This is a genomic window from Nostoc spongiaeforme FACHB-130 (assembly GCF_014698475.1).
In the GTDB taxonomy this organism is placed as follows: domain Bacteria; phylum Cyanobacteriota; class Cyanobacteriia; order Cyanobacteriales; family Nostocaceae; genus Nostoc_B; species Nostoc_B spongiaeforme.
The window spans coordinates 26175-48254 of record NZ_JACJTB010000037.1; the positions used below are offsets into that span (position 1 = coordinate 26175).

The following is a 22080-nucleotide window of genomic DNA, read 5'->3' on the forward strand; positions in this document are numbered from 1 at the left end:
ATCTGAAATCGAAAATTTAAAATGAGTTATTAAATATCAAAAATTACTGAGCAGATGTATTTTGTTGTTGAATCTTCTGAATAAAAAAGTCTTCTAAGGAATGACGCGCTAAATCAAAAGCAATGATTTTACCTTCCATTAAGCGAAGACTATCGAGAAAATCATAGTAGTCATCTGTTAAAGTGCCTTGCCAAGAACCATTATGGCTAAATGTCAAATTAGACAGCCATTTGTGTAGAACTTCTTTATCACCACCTTTACCTTTGATTTGGTAAGCATGATTATTGCCTAACAATTCATCCAGAGAACCAGCACAAACTAATTCACCTTTGGCGAGAATGGCGATGCGATCGCAAATTTGCTCAACTTCACTCAGAATGTGACTATTAAAAAAGATAGTCTTTCCGGCAGCTTTTAACCCTAAGATAATTTCCCGCATTTGGTAGCGTCCCAGGGGGTCAAGACCAGACATCGGTTCATCCAGAAATATTACTTCTGGGTCATTAATTAAGGCCTGCGCCATACCCACACGCTGTAACATTCCCTTAGAATAACGCCGCATTTGTTTTTTTCGGGCATCTGCTACAGGTAAACCAACTAAATCTAATAGTTCTGGAATGCGCTTACGCTGGACACTCCTCGGAATTTGGAAGATTCCCGCAGCTAACTCTAAAAACTCCCAGCCAGTGAGATAATCATATAAATAAGGGTTTTCTGGCAGATAGCCGATACTTTGCTTGACTTGGCGATCGCCCAATGGTTTACCTAATAATAATCCCCGTCCCGCCGTTGGCCGGATAATTCCCAACAACAATTTTAATAAAGTCGTTTTCCCCGCACCATTCGGCCCCAACAAACCAAAAGTTTCCCCCTCATACACCGTCAAAGAACAACCTTTGAGAGATACTATCTTTTGATTCAACCAAAAGCCAGTACGGTAAACTTTTCGCAAATCATAAGTTGCAACCACTGGCGGAACACCCGTAGGTTGCGGTTGAGATTCTGGAGTATCTATAACAGATGTCATTGTCAAAAATTAAGAGAATGTTTAGAAAAGTTCTGGGCGTTAATACATAAAACAACGTCCGCCTGCGCGGACTAACAGAAAATTAAAATTTGTAACCCACGTAGGCGGGTTTTGCCTGTGTAGCTGTGACTTCCAGTTGCCTGGTGCAAGATATGTATTTATACTAAGTTGCTTGCCAAAATAGTATGCTTACTCCCATCTCCAGTAGAGATGTTTGATGCAACATCTTGATAACTTTGACTACAAATTAGTATCAGTACCTTTATAATAGACAAATTAAAAAATGGCACGTTTTTCTGAAATTATCAGAAGCTATAGCAATCGTATTTGATTTGTGAAAATCGAGATGCTCAGATCCCCGACTTCTTCAAGAAGTCGGGGATCTTTTGGTTAATGAATGGTGTAGGACTGCTATATTTATAAGGTAAATATTTAAGTAGTTCAGTTAAGAGAATAGTAGGTTGGGTGTAGCGATAGCGTAACCCAACAAAGCCTTGAAAATGTTGGGTTCAGTTCCTCCACCCAACCTACACCAGTCTAAGTTGTTGCCTTAACTGAACTGTATTGATTTATAAGGTAAATATTTAAGTAGGGTGTGTTACGGCTATACAAGGATTTTAGAAATGAAGAGAGTTATAATTAGCCGTAACGCACCATCTTTCTCTACCAGACTGACATTCGTACTTATGGAGAGAATAAAACGCTATACCTACCAGTCTAGTACAAAAATCATAAATGATTCCTATATTTTCAATTTTTTGAATCTAATTTGATTTATACTTCAGCTTTAAACATAAAATTATCAGGTTAAAAATAAATGATATGGCATTAGCAATAATAATAGGTAAGGCTTGTAAAGCAATGCCATAAACTAACCACAATAATAAACCACTCATAAATGTAATCAACATTACAAAAGATACATCTTTTGCTGATTTGCTTTTCCAGGTTTTAAACATCTGGGGCAGAAATGCAATGGTAGTTAATGCCCCAGCAACTAACCCTAAAATTGTCAAAAAATCCATTAGACGTGAATAATATTTGTAAATATATGCAATGAACACATATTAACATAGATTAATCTGGCAAAATTTCAGTTATTCATGATTTTTAGGTGTTTTTAGATAAGTTTTAGCCCAAGCATACCTGTGTGAGTCTTTCTTGAGTAAATATATTGCAGCTTCATGACGTTGTTCTTCATCTTTTTTATTGCGGAATATTCGTTTAATTTCATAGTCTATCTCTTCAGTCTTAGCTCCACGTTTGATTGCTTCATCAAAGTAATAATCACCCTTAATATAGTCACCAAGATCGTAATAAATCGCACCCATTAAAGTATAAGGTTGATAACTAGCTGGATGAAACTCCATAGCTTTAACTGCACATTTTTCAGCTTCTCCCAATTTACCTAAATCTCGGAATGCTGCACCTCTAGTAACTAAAATTGCTGACTTCAGTTTATTTTCTTTAATTTTATTTAAATCCAAATTAGTTAATTTTAATGACTGTTCTGCTTCATTAGCTTTACGCCAGTAACTACTAGCTGTAGGTATACTCCACTTATTGCCAGTGCGACTATATTCTTGCTCATAAAATTCAGCTTCTAATTTATAATGTGCAGTTGCAATCCCACCACTAGAAGATAACTGCTCTTGCTCGATTAACTGAATAACTAAAATAATATCTAGACGTTCTTTATTCTCCAATTTCACCATGATTGTGTAAAATGGTTCTATTGATGGATTGAAGTCTACGAATCGATATTTTTTCTTGAGATAGTTGTAATGCTTTTGTTTAGCTAAAATTATAATATCTTCACGCCCATTATCTTTTAGCCAGTCAATTTCAGAATTATCCAATAATTCTCCTAAATCGATTTTAGATTTTAGCCGAGATACATATTGCTCATTGGCAATTTTTATAGTATCCGTGAGCTTGCGTTTTTTGAGAAAGTTGATATCTTGTTCACCTAACTTATTTCTCGCCTCAAGACTTTTGAGAATTTTATATAAATGGCTTTTCGGTGAAGAGTCTTGATATTGAGCGGCGTGATATTTGATTTTTAAAGCAATAAATTCTTTGGTTTGTTCTATTTCTTGAAAAATAGCGATTGTTTCAGTTAGTTGCTGTTGTTCCAGCCATTTCAGGTCGTCATCACTTAACTGTTGTTGAGCCTCAATTTTCAATAAAATATTATATAGTCTAGGGCAGAGAGATTGAGTTTGGTATTTCGTGGCTTGATATTTAACTTTAAGTGCAGCAAATTCAGCCTCTTTAGCTGACTCTTGTTGTTTAAAAATTTCTGCTGTTTCCCACAGTTGATTATTTATCAGCCAATCATATTCAGCCTGAGTTAAGCTTTCACTGATATTTAACTTTTTCAGGATTGAATATAACTTGCTAGTAGGAAATGAGTTTTGATAAGAATTAGCTTTATATTTAGATTTAAGTTGAATAAACAGTTTAATTTCTTGAGCAAGGGAATTTGTATCGTCTAAATGATTTGATTTTAACCAATGACATTCTGAATTAGTGAGGTATTGTCCAGATTCCAGTTTTAACAGTAGATAATACAAGGGGCTTAATTGCCAATACGTGTCATGTTTTTTAGCTTTATATTTAGACTTTAATTGAGAAAATTCATTTTCTATATTTATCGATTCTTGCAATCTATGTTGTTGCTCTTGTTTGATAGTTTTTAAAGTTTGCTCAAGCTGCGATTCTTTTAAGCAATTCATTTCTGATGCACTCAGTTCAACTCCTAAATCAGCTTTTCGGAGTATAAAGTATAAGATATTCGGCGGTAATGAGTCTGGATCTTGAGTTACTTGGTATTTAGATTTTAGTAAATTGAAGTGTTGTAAGCTATTTTGCGACTGTTGAGCCATGTTGATAGTAGATGCGATCGCACTTAGTTAAAGGTGTTATTCGCTACTATAGCAATACTACAAAAAAAGGGCGAGTGAAATCTCCGCCCAGCATTCGTAAGTATTTACCGCATTTTATCAAGTCTTGATTACAACACCTTACACTGCCCGTGATGGCGCAACAAATGGTCACACAACACCAGCGCCACCATTGCTTCTACCATTGGGACTGCACGGGGTAATACACAAGGATCATGTCTGCCTTTGCCGGCTAATACGGTTTCTTCACCTTCATTAGTTACTGTTTTTTGTTCTTTTCTAATAGTGGCTGTGGGTTTAAAAGCAACTCGTAAAATGATATTTTCGCCGTTGGAAATACCGCCTTGAATACCACCAGAACGGTTAGTTACAGTCCGAATTTCACCATTTTCATCAATATAAAATTCGTCGTTATGTTCAATGCCTGTTAACAGTGTCCCAGCAAAACCAGAACCAATTTCAAAACCTTTACTGGCTGGAAGTGACATCACGGCTTTGGCAATATCGGCTTCTAACTTATCAAATACTGGTTCGCCTAAACCTTTCGGTACGTTGCGGGCAACACATTCTACCACACCGCCAATAGAATCACCTTGTCTGCCAGTTTGCTCAATTAACTCAATCATGCGATTGGCGCATTCGGCATCAGGACAGCGAACAATGTTACTTTCTACTTGTTCTAAGGTGACGGTATTAGGGTCAACGATGCCTTCTAAATCTTTGATGCGTTTGACATAACCAATCACTTCTAGATTAGCAACTTGTCGGAGAATTTTTTTAGCGATCGCACCTGCGGCGACTCTACCAATTGTCTCCCGCGCCGAAGACCGACCGCCGCCTTGCCAATTCCGAATTCCGTATTTAGCATCATAGGTTGCATCCGCATGGGAAGGACGATATTTCACCGCCATCTCATCATAGTCTTGCGATCGCGTGTCTTTATTCCGCACTAAAATTGCGATCGGTGTCCCCAGAGTTTTTCCTTCAAACACCCCAGACAAAATCTCACAGGTGTCTGCTTCCTTGCGCGGCGTGGTAATCTTACTTTGTCCAGGTCGCCGCCTGTCTAACTCAAACTGAATTTCTGCTGCTGTGATTTCCAGTTGCGGAGGACAACCATCAATTACAACTCCCACACCGCCGCCGTGGGACTCTCCAAAAGTAGTAATGCGAAACAGATGCCCAAAAGTATTGCCCATGATTGTGAGGAAAAAGGATAAGGCTTATGTATTTTACCGAGAGTTCTTGCAAATGTTAAGTTTCACGAATCAGGGATACAGCAGACAAGGGAGACAATGACTTAAGAATTGCGATCGCTAACAGTCTCATACTATTGCAAGTTGACCTGAATCACACAAACCATCATCAACAACCGTCTTGGATAAAAGATATGATTAAGTGTGCATTGTGAATTGTTGATATGGTTACTCTGTCTCCCAGTCTGCAAGCTAGACTCTCCCAACCTTTAAAAATTGGCTCCTTTGAAGTAAAAAGCCGAGTTCTACAATCGCCTTTATCTGGGGTGACAGATTTGGTGTTTCGTCGGCTAGTGCGTCGCTATGCACCAGATTCGATGATGTATACCGAAATGGTCAACGCTACGGGACTGCACTATGTGAAGCAGTTACCCAAAATCATGGAAGTTGACCCCAACGAACGCCCAATTAGTATTCAGTTATTTGACTGTCGCCCCGATTTTTTAGCAGAAGCAGCCGTGAAAGCAGTGGCGGAAGGGGCTGATACAGTTGATATTAATATGGGATGTCCGGTAAATAAAATTACCAAAAATGGTGGTGGTTCTTCGCTGTTGCTTCAGCCGGAAGTTGCTGAAGCCATTGTGCGGGAAGTAGTGAAAGCTGTGGATGTACCAGTAACAGTTAAAACCCGAATTGGCTGGAATGACAAGGAAATCACGATTCTCGATTTTGCCAAGCGGATGGAAGATGCCGGGGCGAAAATGATTACTGTGCATGGACGCACCCGCGCTCAAGGTTACAATGGTAACGCCCGTTGGGAATGGATAGCCCGTGTGAAAGAAGTGCTATCGATACCTGTAATTGGCAATGGCGATATATTTTCTGTGGAAGCCGCAGTGAAATGCTTAGAGGAAACTGGTGCTGATGGTGTGATGTGTTCGCGCGGAACTTTGGGTTATCCCTTTTTGGTAGGTGAAGTTGACCACTTCTTGAAAACAGGCGAACTTTTACCACCGCCAACCCCAATTCAACGCCTAGAATGTGCCAGAGATCATTTACAAGCTTTATGGGAATATAAAGGCGATCGCGGTGTTCGTCAAGCCCGTAAACACATGACTTGGTACGCAAAAGGCTTCGTCGGCGCGGCTGAATTACGCGGACAATTAAGTGTGATTGAAACAGTCCAGCAAGGTTTAGATTTAATTGACCGCGCTATGGAAAAGTTAGCATCTGGTTATGAGGTGTTGGAAGAAACTACTAGTTTTCAGATGGTGTGAACAAGGGAGACAAGGGAGATAAGGGAGATGGAAGTTTGTGTGTAGGTGAACAAAAACTCAGGACTTACGCAGAATCATGAAAAAACGTAGACGCGCAAGCGGCTTCCCGAAGGGTACCGCAAAGGGCGCATAGACGCGATAGCGGCTTCCCGAAGGGTAGGACACAAAGTTAAGAGGATTCGAGAGGGTTCTTGCGTAAGTCCTAAAACTCTTAAATTCTTAGCCTCCTATACCCTTACACCCCTACATCCAGCCTCAACAAACTTTGAGATACTCTTAACTCTCTAACATCTTGCGTGCAAACTCAATTGCGGCTGTGGCTGTAGCAATTTTACCTTCTGCTTGGGCGATCGCAATCTCGGTTAGTAGTTCCCCGACGACTGGCGAGGCTGGAATGTTTAGTGCTAACATTAGTTCTTTACCACTCACTAGTTGAGTGGGATGAGCGACCAGATCATCAGGGTTAAGGTAGCGGCTGATCAAAGGTGAGTAAACCAATAATGATTTGTCGCCTGACATCGCCTCTACCAAAGTATCTTGTGCTACCGCCAATAATACGACAACAGGAAAGACATTACCTGCTTCTTGGAACAAAAAATATTGTTCTCGGATAGACTTGTCGATAGATTTTAGCTGCGGGAATAATTTCAAAGCCGTAGTCACAGCGCGAATTTCAGCACGGCTATAGGTGAGTTCTTGGAGTTCTAATTCGGCAACTTCAGGATTACTATCTACAAGACAAGCAAGTTTGGCGATACCTAACCAAGTGGTTTTTACAGTATCACGCACATATTGTTGTAATTCTGCACCAAATTGCGGTGCAAGGATGGCTGCGGCTGTGTCAACGGCGGCGAGTTTATCAAAGCTGGCGGTTGTGGCATTTTTGCAGAAATACAACAGTAAACCATCTTTCCCGGCGTTGGTTAACCAAGGTGTACCTTGGGGACTGGCTAGAAGATAGCCTATTTCGGTGCGGACTCGTTCGGCGGCGACTGTGTTGAGGTGTGATGCTAAGGCGCGAATTGTGTTTTGTGTATTTGGTTCAATAGTAAAATTCAGTTGGGCGGCTTGGCGATAAGCACGCATTAACCGCAAAGGGTCATCTTTGAGGTTGGCTGGTGATACCATCCGTAACAGACCTTGCTGTAAATCAGCACAACCTTGCAATGGGTCGATGATTTCTTGAGTGTGGGGGTTATAGGCGATCGCATTAATTGTAAAATCACGTCTATGCAAGTCAGTTTCTAAACTATTGCCTTCTTGTTGAGCAAAGTCAGCCGTGGCTTGGGGAAATACCACACGGGCAATTTTACGTTCTGCGTCGAGTAAAACAAAGCCAGCTTGATAACGTTTAGCGATCGCTCTAGCTACCTGCACCGCATCTGATGGTATCACAAAGTCAAGATCCCAATATTCACGGTTTCTGCCTAAAATCGCATCACGCACCGCACCACCTACCATGTAAGCTGGTTTTGGCAAGCATTCCAAACTAAAAGGCCAATTTTGTGGCGCGAGAATTGCAGAAACAGAACTGTGCATTGTAATAAAAATCAACCCGGCAACTAGTGAAGAATAGCTTTGCTTACGCTAGATTAGCAATAAAGCTCCTGGAGTTGGTTATATTATGTGTATTTGCGTGAACTGCCAATACGTAGACCGTTGTGTAACCTATCATGCTGTAGAAACCCAACACCAACAGCCTCATTTAACAGAGAACCCGACTTTTGACCCCAATGAACCTTCTATTAACGTTAACATCCGTACCAAAGAAGATGTAATTGAAATGGAATGGGATGTTGTTGGTTGTCTTAGCTTTAAGCAAGAAATGGGTAAATGGGCTAAATTGCGTCCCGGTGAACTAGTACCGACGTGATGAAGATGATAGGTAAATTATCAACGACTACTGCTGTTTCTTGTAGTAGTCGTATATTTTTATGGTTGAATAAATATAGTTGTAGTCACTTAAGTTAGGACAGTGTTGATAGATTAAAGGCATGATGATACTGGGTTTCTACTCAGCACTCAGCACTTTGCTATAGCAATCCTATCTGAGTTATGAAAAAGTATTCTTTTTAACGAACCGCAAAGGACGCAAAGGACACAAAGAAAGAAAAGAAAGAGAATTTCACAAATGATTTAGGATTGCTATATATCACACCAACTCTAGGAAAATTAATATAATTACTCGCTTTGACCACAGAATTAACCACTCTACCACCCCAGAAATACGCTTTATCCCTGCATACAACCACACCAGAACTAGGTTTTGCCATTAGTAACTTTGCTGGCAAAACTCGTGCAAATGTTTGGAATTTAGGGCGTGATTTATCTAGTTATATACATCAATATTTAATTGATTTCATCCAACCACAAACTTGGGCAGATTTAGAATTTATTGCTGTTGCCAAAGGGCCAGGCGGCTTTACGGGAACTCGTATTGGTGTAGTTCTCGCCCGTACTTTAGGGCAACAATTAAATATTCCCGTGTTTGCCATTTCGACTTTAGCGGCGGTAGCTTGGTCACATAAAAATCATACTCAAAAAGCGATCGCTGTGGAAATGCCTGCACAACGCGGTAAAGTATTTGGTGCGATTTATCAAGTTAATTCCCACACTTCAGAAATTACAGCTTTATTTCCTGATACGTTGCTCACACCAGAAGCTTGGCAAGAAACTTTAGCTAACTGCAATACTGAGTCTCAGTTAATTCACACAACTTCTGGTTTAGCTGCAACTGTCACAGATATTTTGGAACTTTCTTATCTAGAATGGCGACAAGGAAAGCGCCCTCAGTGGTTAGAAGCTTTACCTTATTATGGACAACATCCCGTAGAAATTTAACAAACACGGCATTTCTCCACATTATAGTTATACTGCTGTCATCACTACGCAAAATTCGTAGGATAAAATTAAAATAATTATGGATAAATATGTGCTTAATACATTTATTAATTGAGGAGTATCGATGTGTTTAGCCCGAAATTATGGCAATTTTTGACAGCAGGAACTATTACACTGATTGGTGCTGGTGGTGGCTTGAGTCTCACAGGGTTATTACTCAAAAATCCCCTTAATAATCCTTTACTATTTACTCAATCAGTAGACAAGAAATCAGCAGTCACTACACAAAATGCCAGTTTAAATACCACTCAACAAACTGTATCAAAGGAATTTCAAGGACAAACCATTTATCAAGCGAAATTACCCACAACAGATAAAGTTATTGCCTTAACTTTTGATGATGGCCCAGGTCCAAAAAATACGACACAAATATTAGAAATTCTTAAACAAAATCATATCAAAGCAACATTTTTTTTAATCGGGCAAATGGTTAGTTACCATCCCCAAATTGTTAAACAAATTGCCGCCGAAGGCCATGTTTTGGGCAACCATACATGGCATCATTGGTATCGTCGGATGGATGTAGCCACCGCCGCCAGTGAAATTAATCGCACAGCAGATTTGATATATAAACTTACCGGAGTGAAAACCACATTATTTCGTCCTCCTGGTGGTTTTTTACACAATGGCTTAGTTGATTATGCCAAAAGTCAAAAGTATGCAGTCATTATGTGGTCTGATGAGTCGGGAGACTCTCAACGCCGTGGTCAAACTCCAACACTCATTAAAAACGTTGTCAAAAGTGCCAAACCCGGTGGAATTGTATTGATGCACGACGGTGGCGGTAATCGTTCTCGCACTGTTAAGGCATTACCGCAAATTATTGCAGATTTAAAGGCTAAAGGCTATAAGTTTGCCACCATCCCGGAATTACTGGAAATGGAAAGCAAAGCCAAAGGTGTAGTCACAGCAGAATCATCTGTAGTTACCAAAGATGGAAATTCTCATCGTCAATGATAAGTATCTTGCACCAAGCGACTGAAGTCGCAGCTACACAGACAAAACCCGCCTGCGCGGGTTCACAGAACTCAGCACTTATTTTTTATGATATTCATTGGTTATGTCAGCATAACTAACTGTTGCTTAATCAATGTTCTCACTCCATCCAAGCCTAATTGGACATTTGCTAAAATTTCCCCTACCGTTGCTTGTCCATTACAGGCTTGCATAAACTCAAACTCTGGTGTGGACAAGTTGACAATTTGGTAGTCGTAATTAAAAATACATTGACTAGGAAAGCCATCAATACAAGGGTTTAATTCTGGGATAGCCGATAACAGCTTGTCATCACTTGACCAGTCGGCTTTAGCTAGGGGAGGACGACCAAGGAAAAATTCGTAATGGGTAACTTCTGGGTCGAGTAATTCGATTAAACGATATAACTGGCGTTGACTGAGATTTTCTGCCCGTTCAATTAACTCTGGTGCTTTACCCAAAAGTCTATCTAACTGCCAAAAACCAGGATTGGAAAAGCCGATAAACTCTAACTCAGAAGCATCAATTAATTCAAACAACGTCTCAACATTGTAATCAACTTCTTGGGGATGAACGTACATATCAGCAAAGCATTCATCGCGCTGGTTTTCCATTGCCCAGCGTTGTTTTTCGTATTTGACAATTCGATTGTTTTCTGGTAGAGAGGAAAATATTTTGCGTCCGACTTGCACACCATCACGGTAGTCGCCGCGCTTGTCGCCTTGGAGGAGGGCGATCGCTTTTTGCATGAGTTGAATTTCCCAACGTCCCAACTCGCCATACACAAAAATGTGCATAATTCCGCCTGGGGCTAATTTCTTAGCTAAAGCTTGAATCCCGCGAATTGGGTCTGGTAGGTGATGCAAAACCCCGACGCAATTAATTAAGTCAAATTCACCGGGTAACTGTTCCACATCGTAGATGCTGAGGTGATGAAATTCCACGCGGTTTGCACCGGAACGCTGACAACGTTCTTGCGCCACAGCCAAAGCACCTGCACTCAAGTCAATACCAACTACAGAAGCTTGGGGGTTGAGGTGAACCAAGTATTCTGTACCCACACCTGTACCGCAGCCAGCATCTAAAATGCGAATGTCTTGCTTTTGCGGCTTTTGACCTGTACAGAAGTTATAAGCTGCTAACCAATTCCAGCGCCAGTTATAACCCGGAGGTGGTTCATCTAGCAGGGGTTCTGGAGGAAAGGGATAGGTATTGTAGAGTTTGGCAACAGCAGCACTTACACTTTGAGAATCTGACATGATCAACAACATCGCAGCATTTCTGAGTTTATCGAAATGCTGGACATTTGTGGTAGATGTTTTTGAGAGAGGTTGGGGGAGAGAAGGGGGAGAAGGGGGACAAGGGGGACAAGGGGGGCGAGGGGGACAAGGGGGACAAGGGGGACAAGGGGGAGAACTTAGAACTTACACTTCGACTGCGCTCAGTGTACAGCACTCAGCACTTATCTTTCTTGGTAATCTTCGGAGGATTTTGGGTCTAGTTCCCAGCGACGATCATCGCGTTGTTCGAGAATTTCGTTGGTATGGAGGAAGGCGCGATCGCTCATTTCTAAACCAACGGCTGCTGCGATTTCTTCGGTAACATCTTGTTCAGGAACCGCGACAGTACCACCAACCGCTTCATCGCCTACGGTATCTTGCCAATAAGTATAACTGTCCTCACTGGTAACTTCGGGGCTATCGGGATATTCTGGGGTACTTTGATCGAGCGATCGCTCACCAATATTGTACCCTGGTAAGTCTTTGACTCCAGTGCCGTAAGATTCAGTAATTTCTTGTGGTAAATCTTCTGAATTAATTTCAAGATGATGATTTTTTTCTGTCATAATATCTGCCTTTTCTGCATCCCTACCATAACGTTTTTATTAGTAAAATTTGTCTGACTTTCGATGTATGACTTTAGTAGTAAAAAAATCTATCCCCTTAGAACGAAGTTAATGTAATTTTTACAGCCTAATCTTATAAGAGTAAATCCAAGGTTAAGCTACTTGTAGTTGAATCTGTTCGTTATGAGTTAGAAGCACTCAACCCACACAAAAACTTCCTTAATTTCTTCTTAACTCATAACTTTTTCTCAGTAAAAATTATCATTGATATTTTTATTTATGACAATTTCTCATACCCAAATATAAATAAGTATGGAGTTTGTTTCATCGGAGGTCGAAAGTGGAATATCACGAGTTTATTACCCATGTCCAAAGTCTTTCTCAATCTGATTCTCTTGAGGAGGCGGAACTTGCTACTCGTGCAACTTTAGAAACTATTAAAGAACGGATTGCAGAAAGTGACATTCAAGATTTAGCTGCACAACTCCCACGGAAACTAAGTGATTATTTACAAGCACAAACACAAGCAAGTACTCAAAGTTTTCATCTCCAAGAGTTTATTCAACGTGTTAGCCAAAAAGAACATATAGAACCTACTACTACTGCAATTCATGTCCGGGCAGTTTTCGCTGTGTTACAAAATGCCATCAGTCCGGAAATCTTTTCTAAGTTTCAAGCCCATTTCAGTCACGATTACGAAGAACTATTCACTGCACCACCTACTAGTGAAGTACCTGCATAGTTCAGGAATGCTACTGCATAGGTTTCCACACAATTAATAATTAATCAAACTAGGTAAATCCATGTCATATCAAAACAATCATTCTGTGAAGAAAAAAGTTGCAATTTTAATTGAAAATGATGTCGAAGATGCAGAATTTACAGTTCCTTGTCATGGGCTGAAACAAGCAGGAATGGATGTAGTTGTTCTCGGTTCGCGGATGAACGAAAAATACAAAGGTAAACGCGGTAGAGTTGCCGTGCAACCTGATGGTACAACTACAGAAGCGATCGCATCAGAATTTGATGCAGTGGTAATCCCTGGTGGTATGGCTCCCGATAAAATGCGCCGCAACCCCAACACAGTGCGGTTTGTCCAAGAAGCTATGCAACAAGGAAAACTCATAGCAGCCGTTTGTCACGGGCCACAATTATTAATTGAAGGTGATTTGCTCAGAGATAAACGCGCTACTGGTTTTGTTGCTATCCGCCGCGATATGCTGAATGCGGGTGCAAGTTATCAAGATGAACCCCTAGTAGTTGATGGTAATTTAATTACTTCCCGCGAACCTGGAGACTTGGCAATTTTTACCACAGCTATTCTCAGCCGCCTTGGTTATGGTGGTAAAGATGTGGCGCTTCCTGATGAAACAGACGCTAACGCCGAATGGTGGAAAATTGCTGATGCTTGGGGCGGTTCAACTAAAGGCGAAATTGTCAGAGGTTTAAATACTGCTTTAAGTGGTGAACGTTATTCTCTAGAAGCTCTAGAAAAATATTACGGAAAAGAATCAGATACTCAAGCGCAAGTCATCTTTCAAGAGATGATTGCTAAGAAACAAAACCACATTGAAATATTAGAAACATACCTCAATAAATTAGGTGAAAAACCTTCTTTAGCTGCCAATATTGCAAATCAATATGCCAAAGTCAAAGCGGCTATGTCTGGTAGTGATGACATCTATCAAATTCGTTGTGCTTTAGGTGATTTACAAACAGGTATTGGTGACGTTGGTAATTTATCGGCAATGTTTACTGATCCAGTAGCAACAGCTATTTTTAAACAAATTTACCGTGATTTATTAAGAGATGAACAACGCTTAGTAGAACTATATCAGTTACGGCTTGGTAGTGAAGTACAAACTCCTAAGCCAACTAGTGGTGCTGCGGTGTCTATGTAATTCGTAATTAAAAAATGGAGAAAATCTAATTACGAATTACGAATCAAAAACCCAAAATCCAAAATCTAAAATTGTATGACTTCAACAGGCGATCGCACAACTAAAACTCCCACAGAAGCTAATGAAATGGAACGCTGGGCTTCGCTGATTGGTGGTGGCGCTATGGTACTCACAGGTATAAGTCAACGCTCCTTAAGAGGTGTATTAACTGCGCTGGCTGGCGGTGGTTTGATCTACCAAGGTATAACCAAGCAAAGCACAATACAGCAAGCACAAGAAGCTCTGGGAATGAATAAACCCATCAAAGTTGAAAAAACGGTAACAATTAATAAACCAGCCGATGAACTTTACCGTTTTTGGCACAACTTTGAGCAGTTACCCACCTTTATGAAGCATCTGCAATCTGTAAAAGTGTATGATGCAAAACGTTCTCATTGGATTGCCAAAGCGCCCTTGGGTAACAACGTAGAATGGGATGCAGAGATTCTCGAAGACAGAGAAAACGAGTTTATTTCTTGGGCTTCTGTCGAAGGCGCAGAGATTGATAACTCTGGTTTTGTGCGATTTAAAAAAGCCCCAGAGAATCGCGGTACAGAAGTCAAAGTAGTTTTAGAATACAACATCCCCGGCGGCGGCATAAGTGCGGCTCTTGCTAAACTTTTCGGGGAAGAACCAGAACAACAAATTGGCGATGACTTGCGCCGCTTCAAAATGCTGATGGAAGCCGGAGAAATCGCTACAACCGCAGGTCAGCCAACAGGAAGCAGGTAAGAAATGGGGAGTAGTCGAAGAAGATACTACGTAGCACTTTTACTAATAACCCATGAATCATAACTGCTGACCAAACAAAACAAGTGTACACACAAACAAATAAAGCAAATGAGGTTATTTATGCAGCAAATGATTTCTCGTTTACGCCAAATTATGGTTATTTTTTTAGTAGGATTTATGTTCTTACTAGGTCAAGCATTTAGCTTTGTGAATGTAGCACAAGCTGATGTGATAACTCCAGAAGGTATCTATTATAAAGGTGTACCTGAAGGACAAAACAACGGTGTTCAATACGATAACCAAGTTAGAAATGCTCAGTCTAAATTGAAGGGTACTGCTGATAATATCCGCGAAAAACTCAACTTAGATGAAGATACTCCTAGAGCTACAAAAGAGTTTCTCAAGGATGCAAAAGATAGAGTAGGGGAAGCAGTTGGTGGTAATCAACCCCAAGGTAGCAGAGAAGGTTATTATCAAAATCCTCCCAGCAAACAACTCAGAGATAGAATGTAAGTAAAAAGTAAAAAGTAAAAAGGCAAAAGTAAAAAGATAGCCCTCTGGGTGCGTTAGGCGCGTTTAGATGTTTCACGAAAAAGATAATCAAACTGCCTAACGCACTTGTTTATATAGCTATTACTTCCATGATTTATTTGTTCTCACAAATGACTAATGACCAATGACTAATGACCAAGAACAAATGACAAAGGACTAAAAATTATGAAAGCAGTTTGCTGGAATGGAGCAAACGATGTGCGGGTAGAAACGGTTCCTGACCCCAAAATTATTAACCCGCGTGATGCCATTATTAAAATTACTTCCACAGCAATTTGTGGCTCAGATTTGCATATTTATGATGGCTACATTCCCACCATGCAAAAAGGTGATATCCTGGGGCATGAATTTATGGGGGAAGTTGTAGAGTTAGGTAGTGAAGTTAGGAATGTAAAAATAGGAGATCGCGTTGTTGTTCCCTTCACCATATCCTGCGGTAACTGTTTTTTCTGTCAGCGCGATTTATGGTCACTTTGTGATAACTCCAACCCAAATGCTTGGATGGTAGAAGTACAAATGGGTCACTCACCATCTGGTTTATTTGGCTACTCTCATTTATTTGGTGGTTACGCTGGCGGACAAGCAGAATATGTCCGAGTACCCTTTGCAGATGTTGGTTTATTCAAAGTTCCCGACCATCTCACAGATGAGCAAGTTTTATTTTTAACTGACATTTTCCCAACTGGCTATATGGCCGCAGAAAACTGCAACATTCAACCAGGCGATATCGTTGCAGTCTGGGGTTGCGGCCCAGTCGGACAATTTGCTATCAAAAGTGCTTATCTCTTCGGTGCAGAAAGAGTCATCGCCATTGACCGCATTCCCGAACGTTTGCAAATGGCTAAAGAACAAGGTAAAGCTGAAGTCCTCAACTACGAAGAAGTCAATGTCGGTGAAGCACTTAAAGAAATGACAGGTGGACGCGGCCCGGATGCTTGCATTGATGCTGTGGGTATGGAAGCACATGGTACAGATGCAATGGCTTTCTACGACCAAGTAAAACAAGCAGTCCGCCTCGAAACAGACCGTCCAACCGCACTCAGACAAGTTATTGTATCTTGTCGCAAAGGCGGTCACGTATCTATACCTGGAGTTTATGGTGGTTTTGTTGACAAAATCCCAATGGGTGCAGCAATGAACAAAGGCCTAACATTTAAAACGGGACAAACCCACGTTCACAGATACTTAAAACCTTTACTCAATCACATTGAAAACGGCGACCTCGACCCGTCATTTGTGATTACACACAAATTACCTTTAGAACAAGCACCCCACGGCTACGAAATTTTTAAACACAAACAAGATAACTGCATCAAAGTTGTTCTGAAACCGTAAGGTGAGTAATTAAATATGACTGACACCAGCGTTAAAAAAATCGATTCCAGCCATTCACCCAAAGGTAAACTCGGTCAGAAATATCTAGCTTCTGGTAAAACAGTTTCGATGCGCCTTTGGGAAAACGAACAACCAGGAGAAGATAAACCACCAACAGCACGGGAATATGAAACTGTTGGTTATGTAATAAATGGTCGTGCAGAACTGCACATTGAAGGACAAATGATTTTGCTTGAACCTGGTAGTTCTTGGGCTGTCCCCAAAGGTTCACATCACAACTATAAAATTCTCGAACCATTTACTGCTGTAGAAGCCACCAGCCCACCTGCACAAGTTCATGGGCGTGATGAAGATTAACTTTTCATGGTTCACGTAATGTTAATGCCTATATGTATAGAGTGCGTTTAGTTTTCACTAACGCACTTTTTATTATGTTTAATCCAATTGAACTAATTAAACAAAAGTAGTGGCGTGACTGGATTAAAATGTTACAGCAGGAGGCAGGTGTAGGAACGGAACCCAACATTCACGCATACTTTGTTGGGTTACGCGATCGCTACACCCAACCTACTATTCTCTTAACTGCGTAGGCGATCGCACATCAGCAAACAATGGAATGTAACTGTTAAAATCAGCATAATGGTGTAAATGTGCAGCAAATACCTCATAAACGCAAATGCCAGCCATTGTTAAAGTACAACTTTCCTTAGAAGCTTTAGCAGAAGCAATATCTTCTCTTGATTTAAAAGAAATATGCTTAAAGAAAATGCAAATCGCCTAGCATTTTATAGGAAAAATAAATTATGAACACTGCCAAACTCAGCACTGATGGAACTCACCAAGTTGTGATTTTGCCGAAAGATTTTCAACTGACTGGCACAGAAGTTTATATTAAAAAAATGGGTAACGCAATTGTTCTTATTGCCAAAGATAACCCTTGGCAATCTCTCATCGAGAGTTTAGACAACTTCTCTGAAGATTTCATGACTACTAGAGATCAACCACAAATTGACATCAGAGAGAGTTTGTAAATGCGATACTTGCTTGATACCAATATTTGCATTTACCTCATCAAGCAAAAACCTCAGAAAGTGCTGGATAAGTTTCAAACCATAAGCATTTCTGATGTAGGTGTCTCCTCTATTACTGTTGCTGAACTTAAATATGGAGTAGCTAAAAGCCAACAACAAGAGAAAAATAGCAATGCCTTGTTACAATTTTTACTACCTCTTGAAATTGTTGATTTCAATCAAGCATCTGCGACGATTTACGGCAGCATTAGAAATGATCTCGAAAGTAGAGGAGTAATTATCGGTGCAATGGATTTGCTCATTGCTGCTCACGCTTTAAGCTTAGGAGTAATTCTTGTTACCAATAATATCAGAGAATTTTCTCGCATTCCCCACCTATTATTAGAGAACTGGGCTGAGTAATTCATTAGCATAACACCTGCTGCGTAGGCGATCGCTGTTTGGAAGAGACAGAGCGATCGCACTTTAATCAACAGCGATATAATCGTCGGCAAAACACTGTCATTTCAAGTAAAGCGTTCGCGCAGCGTTTTGTTAGGGAAGCCTGTAAAGGAGCGAACGCAAAGGTGTTGGGATTGCTGTATTTAGTTTATGTAGATTCTATATTTTTGCTTTTAGATAAGTTGATCGTATGTACAACTTGTTCTCTTAAGTTCTGTAAATTAATACCCAAGATTTCCAAAACCCTTACTGCTACGCCTTCTTCTAATCTAATACAACCCAAAAGCAGATCGCCAGTACTAATATAATTGTGCTTCAGTGCTTTAGCTTCTTCTAAAGATAAATCTAAAACCCGCTTTGCAAGTGGTGTAAAGGGAACTTCTTTTGCTACAAAACCACTGCCGCGTCCAATAATTTTTTCTACTTCTATACGGGTATCTGCCAGCTTCATACCTTCCAATTGCAACACTTGAGCAGCAACACCAGTTCCATCTCCAATCAGTCCTAAGAGTATTTGTTCAGTACCAACAAAATTATGGCCAAGACGGCGTGCTTCTTCCTGCGCTAACATTATCACCTTAATCGCATTGAGTGTAAAACGTTCAAATAAACCTTCGTCTTTGCACTCTGTCTGTTCAGCTAGTTTTATTTCTGTAGATGTAATATCTACTAATTGATTTTTTACTTCTTTGGGTATTAAGGTTTCAGCAGATTTTTGCTGTGGATATTCAGATTGTTTGATTGTGTCTTGTTCTATTGCTACAGGCACTTCAATCAGATCAATATCTTCATCTCTGAGTTGCAAAAGTTGCTGAAACCGCTTCAATTCTTCTCGTGTATGCTGAGTCAGAGTTCCTTCATGCTGTATCGCCTCAGCTAATGCTTCTTCGTATTCCCTGAGATTTGCTTGATATTGGCGGTAAGGTTCCAAAACCTCGTTTTCAATTTGGGTTGCTACCTCAGCTGACAAACCCAATTCACTTTGGCGACGTTTGAGAATGCGACGACCTATAACCGAAACATTACCATTCCTGACACATCGCTCTACTTCCTTACGGTACTCTAATTGCGGGTCGCCTACAGGAGCTTTTGCTAACTTTATTTTAAAGCCTTCCCTCACAGCATAAATTTCTGGCTTCATTGCTGGGGCTGCTTCCTGAACCTTTTTACGGGCATATTCATGCAGTTCATCAACAGAAATCATGCCATCGTTATCAGTGTCAGCCGCGCCTTTCTCAATCCCTTCCACAATGTAGCGAGTGTAAACTGATAAGTCTGATCCTGGTTGTTCAAAAGAATACTGAGTAGACGTGGAAGAAGTTAATACCGCCCTTCCTTCTCCTCCTAGTTGATTCTTGATATCTACGCTGTTATCGTCTTTCGCCTTCATTCCTTCAGCAAAAGCACCGCTAAAGCAACAGTCAAGAATAATTACCTGTCGCCGAGAACGGCTTTTTTCCATCATTCCATGTATCAAACTGGCAGCAGTGGCAGTAGTTTGAATGAGTTCACCCGATTGATGCTTACTGGTTTCGCTGGTTGCTAAATATAATTTGCCACTGTCATCTTTAATTCCGTGTCCAGAGAAATAAAACAGCACTAAATCATCTTTTTGACGATTAGAAAACAGGTTTTCAATTGCTCTTTCCATTAACTGGCGTGGCGGATTTTCCAGCACTGTCATATCAGCATCGGCAAAATCACCCATTTCTGAGTGCTGTAAGACTCGCTGCATTGCTTTGACATCTTGCACAGCCCCAGGTAAAGCATTTAACCCTGGTTGGTACTCACTAACCCCAATCAGCAATGCAAATTTCGCCATTGTAACTGTTTACTTTTGACTTACAAAATTTTCTACTGCTTTAACTGCTGCTTCCAATTCTGACATATTACTAGTTTTTACCTGGATTTTCTTACCGTTTATTCCCAATATTTTGGTCTAGCTACATAAAAAATCAGGTAAGCATTGCTCACCTGATTTTCCAATTTCATATAACTCAGAACTACTTACGCCAAGTGTTGTTGGACTTTGGCGACTAATTCATTTGTCCAATGTTGGGCGAGTTCGGCATCAGCAGCTTCCACCATGACTCTGATGACTGGTTCTGTACCGGAGGCGCGGACTAAGATTCTACCACTATCACCCATTGCGGTTTCGGCGAGAGCGATCGCATCTTGAACAGGTTGACATTCTTGCCAAGCCAAACGGCGATCGCGATCTACAACTCTGACATTCTTTAATAATTGGGGATAAGTCTGAAAGCTTTGGTCTACTAATTCACCCAAGGAAACACCAGTTTGTTTGACTAAGTTGGCTATGTGCAAGGCTGTTAATAAACCATCGCCAGTCAAGCCATAGTGTCTACACAAAATATGACCAGATTGTTCGCCGCCCAGCATTCCCCCAGTCCGCAACATTTCGGCTTGCACATATTGATCACCAACGGCGGTACGAATCAGTTTACCACCTTGTTGTTCCCAAGCACGTTCAAACCCTAAGTTAGCCATAACGGTGGAAACTATCAGGTTATCTGGTAGTTGTTGCTGTTGTTGCAAGTGACGACCCCACAAATAAAGGATATAGTCGCCATTGACTTGTCTGCCTGTATTATCTACAGCTAACACGCGATCGGCATCGCCATCAAAGGCAAAACCTACATCAGCATGATGTTCTTTAACTGCGGCTTGCAAAATATCCAGGTGAGTAGAACCACAATCAACGTTGATGCGATCGCCATCTGCGGCATTATGTAAGCAGATAACTTCTGCTCCCATTTCCATAAATACTTGCGGTGCTAAACCCACGGCTGCACCCCAAGCCAAATCTAAAACAATCTTCATTCCTTGCAGATTTCCCTCACTCTGCAATGGTTGTTTTAAAGCTTGGCTATAATCACTCACTAACTGCTGCCGAGAATAATGTCTACCACAATTCATCCCGCCTGTAACTGCTAACTTACCACGCAATCCGGCTTCAATTTCTGCTTGTAATGCTTGTGGTAACTTGCCACCATCGGCACCAAAAACTTTAATTCCATTGTCTTCCGGTGGGTTGTGACTGGCAGAAATCATCACACCGCCGATCGCTTCACTCATGCTGGTAAGATAGGAAACACAAGGCGTAGGACATAAGCCCAAATACCAAACTTCGATACCTGCTGCTGTTAACCCCGCACTCAAAGCCATTGCTAACATATCGCTAGAGTTACGCGAATCTTGTCCCAGAATTACTGGTCTTGTTTCACCTGCATGGTTCCGTAAAACTACACCCGTCCAAAAACCTATTTGTAAAGCCAAAGGTGCATTCAGTAATTCTCCTACCTTGCCCCGAATCCCATCTGTCCCAAACAGAGGAGTTGCTGGTAATGATATCAAACTAAATGCCAAGTTCTCGTTCAGTGCTGTTTCTCCATGATTAGATTCTGCGACAGCAAGACCTCGGATGTTGCCTTGAGTTCGAGTTATTGATGACACCATAATATTTAAACACCCCACACCATAACACTGGAAAATTTTACTTTACTTTTTAATTGAACAAGTTCAAGTAGACTTTGCTGGAGATTAGAGGTTAGAGGTTAGTATTTTTACTCATATAGCGGTTCTTGGTTGGATGAGGTATATTTCAACCCCACCCCCAGCCCCTCCCCCGAAGTTTGCTCAACGGGGGGAACCCCCGCACGCAACTTCTCTCCGCAAGCGGGGAGGGGAGCGTTTGCGTTAGCAAATGCGGGGTGGGGTTCCGACTGTATACAAGCAAGTAAGAACCGCCATAACTCACTACTCAGCACTTTAAATATATACTCGTTTTTCTTTTTAGAAATCTATTACCACTAGACTGAATTAAGTGAAAATCTCTAAAATTTTTCTGAGGTTTGTAAAGTTTTTATACAGAAACTCTAGCGATCGCCATTCCTGATCATA

General features: G+C 40.8%; 20 protein-coding genes and 2 pseudogenes. 12 read left to right on the forward strand and 10 right to left on the reverse strand.

Annotation, left to right across the window (positions count from 1 at the left end; all coding sequences use genetic code 11):
• Positions 1-43: 43 nt before the first annotated feature.
• The 4 genes from H6G74_RS22670 to aroC all read right to left on the reverse strand — a co-directional run bounded on the left by H6G74_RS22670 (position 44) and on the right by aroC (position 5132).
• Positions 44-1027 carry an ABC transporter ATP-binding protein gene (locus H6G74_RS22670; protein WP_190969807.1) on the reverse strand — a complete coding sequence of 328 codons (984 nt, stop codon included), beginning with the start codon at positions 1025-1027 and terminating at the stop codon, positions 44-46.
• A gap of 764 nt (positions 1028-1791) precedes the next feature.
• Positions 1792-2052 carry a SemiSWEET transporter gene (locus H6G74_RS22675; RefSeq protein ID WP_062295085.1) on the reverse strand — a complete coding sequence of 87 codons (261 nt, stop codon included), beginning with the start codon at positions 2050-2052 and terminating at the stop codon, positions 1792-1794.
• A 72-nt stretch (positions 2053-2124) separates the two neighbouring features.
• Complete coding sequence (locus tag H6G74_RS22680; RefSeq protein ID WP_190969808.1) at positions 2125-3915, reverse strand: tetratricopeptide repeat protein; 1791 nt, start codon at positions 3913-3915, stop codon at positions 2125-2127.
• A 128-nt stretch (positions 3916-4043) separates the two neighbouring features.
• Positions 4044-5132, reverse strand: coding sequence for a chorismate synthase (gene aroC / locus H6G74_RS22685; RefSeq protein WP_190969809.1), 1089 nt, complete (start codon positions 5130-5132; stop codon positions 4044-4046).
• Between the two features lie 221 nt (positions 5133-5353).
• Here aroC and dusB point away from each other — a divergent pair, with 221 nt between their 5' ends.
• The gene (dusB, locus tag H6G74_RS22690) at positions 5354-6406 is read left to right on the forward strand and encodes a tRNA dihydrouridine synthase DusB (protein WP_190969810.1); all 1053 of its coding nucleotides are present in this window, start codon (positions 5354-5356) and stop codon (positions 6404-6406) included.
• Between the two features lie 276 nt (positions 6407-6682).
• On the opposite strand, the gene H6G74_RS22695 is transcribed toward dusB, so the two are convergent.
• Positions 6683-7945, reverse strand: coding sequence for a CCA tRNA nucleotidyltransferase (locus H6G74_RS22695; protein ID WP_190969811.1), 1263 nt, complete (start codon positions 7943-7945; stop codon positions 6683-6685).
• Positions 7946-8030: 85 nt separating this feature from the next.
• On the opposite strand from H6G74_RS22695, the gene H6G74_RS22700 reads away from it, so the two are divergent.
• From H6G74_RS22700 to H6G74_RS22710, 3 genes are all read left to right on the forward strand, one after another.
• Positions 8031-8279 (forward strand): Ycf34 family protein, encoded by a 249-nt coding sequence (locus tag H6G74_RS22700; RefSeq protein ID WP_190588550.1) that lies wholly within the window; start codon positions 8031-8033, stop codon positions 8277-8279.
• A 317-nt stretch (positions 8280-8596) separates the two neighbouring features.
• Positions 8597-9247: a tRNA (adenosine(37)-N6)-threonylcarbamoyltransferase complex dimerization subunit type 1 TsaB gene (tsaB, locus tag H6G74_RS22705; protein ID WP_190969812.1), complete on the forward strand. Its 651-nt coding sequence runs from the start codon at positions 8597-8599 to the stop codon at positions 9245-9247.
• 126 nt (positions 9248-9373) lie between these two features.
• The gene (locus tag H6G74_RS22710; RefSeq protein WP_190969813.1) at positions 9374-10264 is read left to right on the forward strand and encodes a polysaccharide deacetylase family protein; all 891 of its coding nucleotides are present in this window, start codon (positions 9374-9376) and stop codon (positions 10262-10264) included.
• A gap of 101 nt (positions 10265-10365) precedes the next feature.
• Here the strand turns inward: H6G74_RS22710 and H6G74_RS22715 are convergent, their stop codons facing one another.
• Positions 10366-11541, reverse strand: coding sequence for a class I SAM-dependent methyltransferase (locus H6G74_RS22715; RefSeq protein ID WP_190969814.1), 1176 nt, complete (start codon positions 11539-11541; stop codon positions 10366-10368).
• A gap of 203 nt (positions 11542-11744) precedes the next feature.
• Positions 11745-12128, reverse strand: a complete 384-nt coding sequence (locus H6G74_RS22720) for a DUF6335 family protein (protein WP_190969815.1) — start codon at positions 12126-12128, stop codon at positions 11745-11747.
• A 340-nt stretch (positions 12129-12468) separates the two neighbouring features.
• On the opposite strand from H6G74_RS22720, the gene H6G74_RS22725 reads away from it, so the two are divergent.
• From H6G74_RS22725 to vapC, 8 genes are all read left to right on the forward strand, one after another.
• Positions 12469-12870: a DUF2267 domain-containing protein gene (locus tag H6G74_RS22725; RefSeq protein ID WP_190969816.1), complete on the forward strand. Its 402-nt coding sequence runs from the start codon at positions 12469-12471 to the stop codon at positions 12868-12870.
• A 61-nt stretch (positions 12871-12931) separates the two neighbouring features.
• Positions 12932-14029, forward strand: a complete 1098-nt coding sequence (locus H6G74_RS22730; RefSeq protein WP_190969817.1) for a DJ-1/PfpI/YhbO family deglycase/protease — start codon at positions 12932-12934, stop codon at positions 14027-14029.
• 75 nt (positions 14030-14104) lie between these two features.
• The gene (locus H6G74_RS22735; protein ID WP_190969818.1) at positions 14105-14800 is read left to right on the forward strand and encodes an SRPBCC family protein; all 696 of its coding nucleotides are present in this window, start codon (positions 14105-14107) and stop codon (positions 14798-14800) included.
• Positions 14801-14920: 120 nt separating this feature from the next.
• Positions 14921-15313: a hypothetical protein gene (locus tag H6G74_RS22740; protein WP_190969819.1), complete on the forward strand. Its 393-nt coding sequence runs from the start codon at positions 14921-14923 to the stop codon at positions 15311-15313.
• A gap of 204 nt (positions 15314-15517) precedes the next feature.
• Positions 15518-16687, forward strand: a complete 1170-nt coding sequence (locus H6G74_RS22745; protein ID WP_190969820.1) for a zinc-dependent alcohol dehydrogenase — start codon at positions 15518-15520, stop codon at positions 16685-16687.
• A gap of 15 nt (positions 16688-16702) precedes the next feature.
• Positions 16703-17044, forward strand: a complete 342-nt coding sequence (locus H6G74_RS22750) for a cupin domain-containing protein (RefSeq protein ID WP_190969821.1) — start codon at positions 16703-16705, stop codon at positions 17042-17044.
• Positions 17045-17490: 446 nt separating this feature from the next.
• Positions 17491-17718, forward strand: a complete 228-nt coding sequence (locus H6G74_RS22755; RefSeq protein ID WP_190969822.1) for an antitoxin — start codon at positions 17491-17493, stop codon at positions 17716-17718.
• On the forward strand, positions 17719-18120 hold the full coding sequence (vapC, locus tag H6G74_RS22760; protein WP_190969823.1) for a type II toxin-antitoxin system tRNA(fMet)-specific endonuclease VapC: 402 nt from the start codon (positions 17719-17721) through the stop codon (positions 18118-18120).
• Between the two features lie 223 nt (positions 18121-18343).
• Here vapC and H6G74_RS31345 read toward each other — a convergent pair.
• From H6G74_RS31345 to glmM, 3 genes and pseudogenes are all read right to left on the reverse strand, one after another.
• Positions 18344-18730 (reverse strand): annotated as a pseudogene (locus H6G74_RS31345) (Clp protease N-terminal domain-containing protein); the annotation flags it as partial.
• A 564-nt stretch (positions 18731-19294) separates the two neighbouring features.
• Positions 19295-19981: pseudogene (locus tag H6G74_RS31350) on the reverse strand (caspase family protein); the annotation flags it as partial.
• Positions 19982-20166: 185 nt separating this feature from the next.
• Positions 20167-21636 (reverse strand): phosphoglucosamine mutase, encoded by a 1470-nt coding sequence (glmM, locus tag H6G74_RS22770; protein WP_190969825.1) that lies wholly within the window; start codon positions 21634-21636, stop codon positions 20167-20169.
• Positions 21637-22080 lie beyond the last annotated feature (444 nt).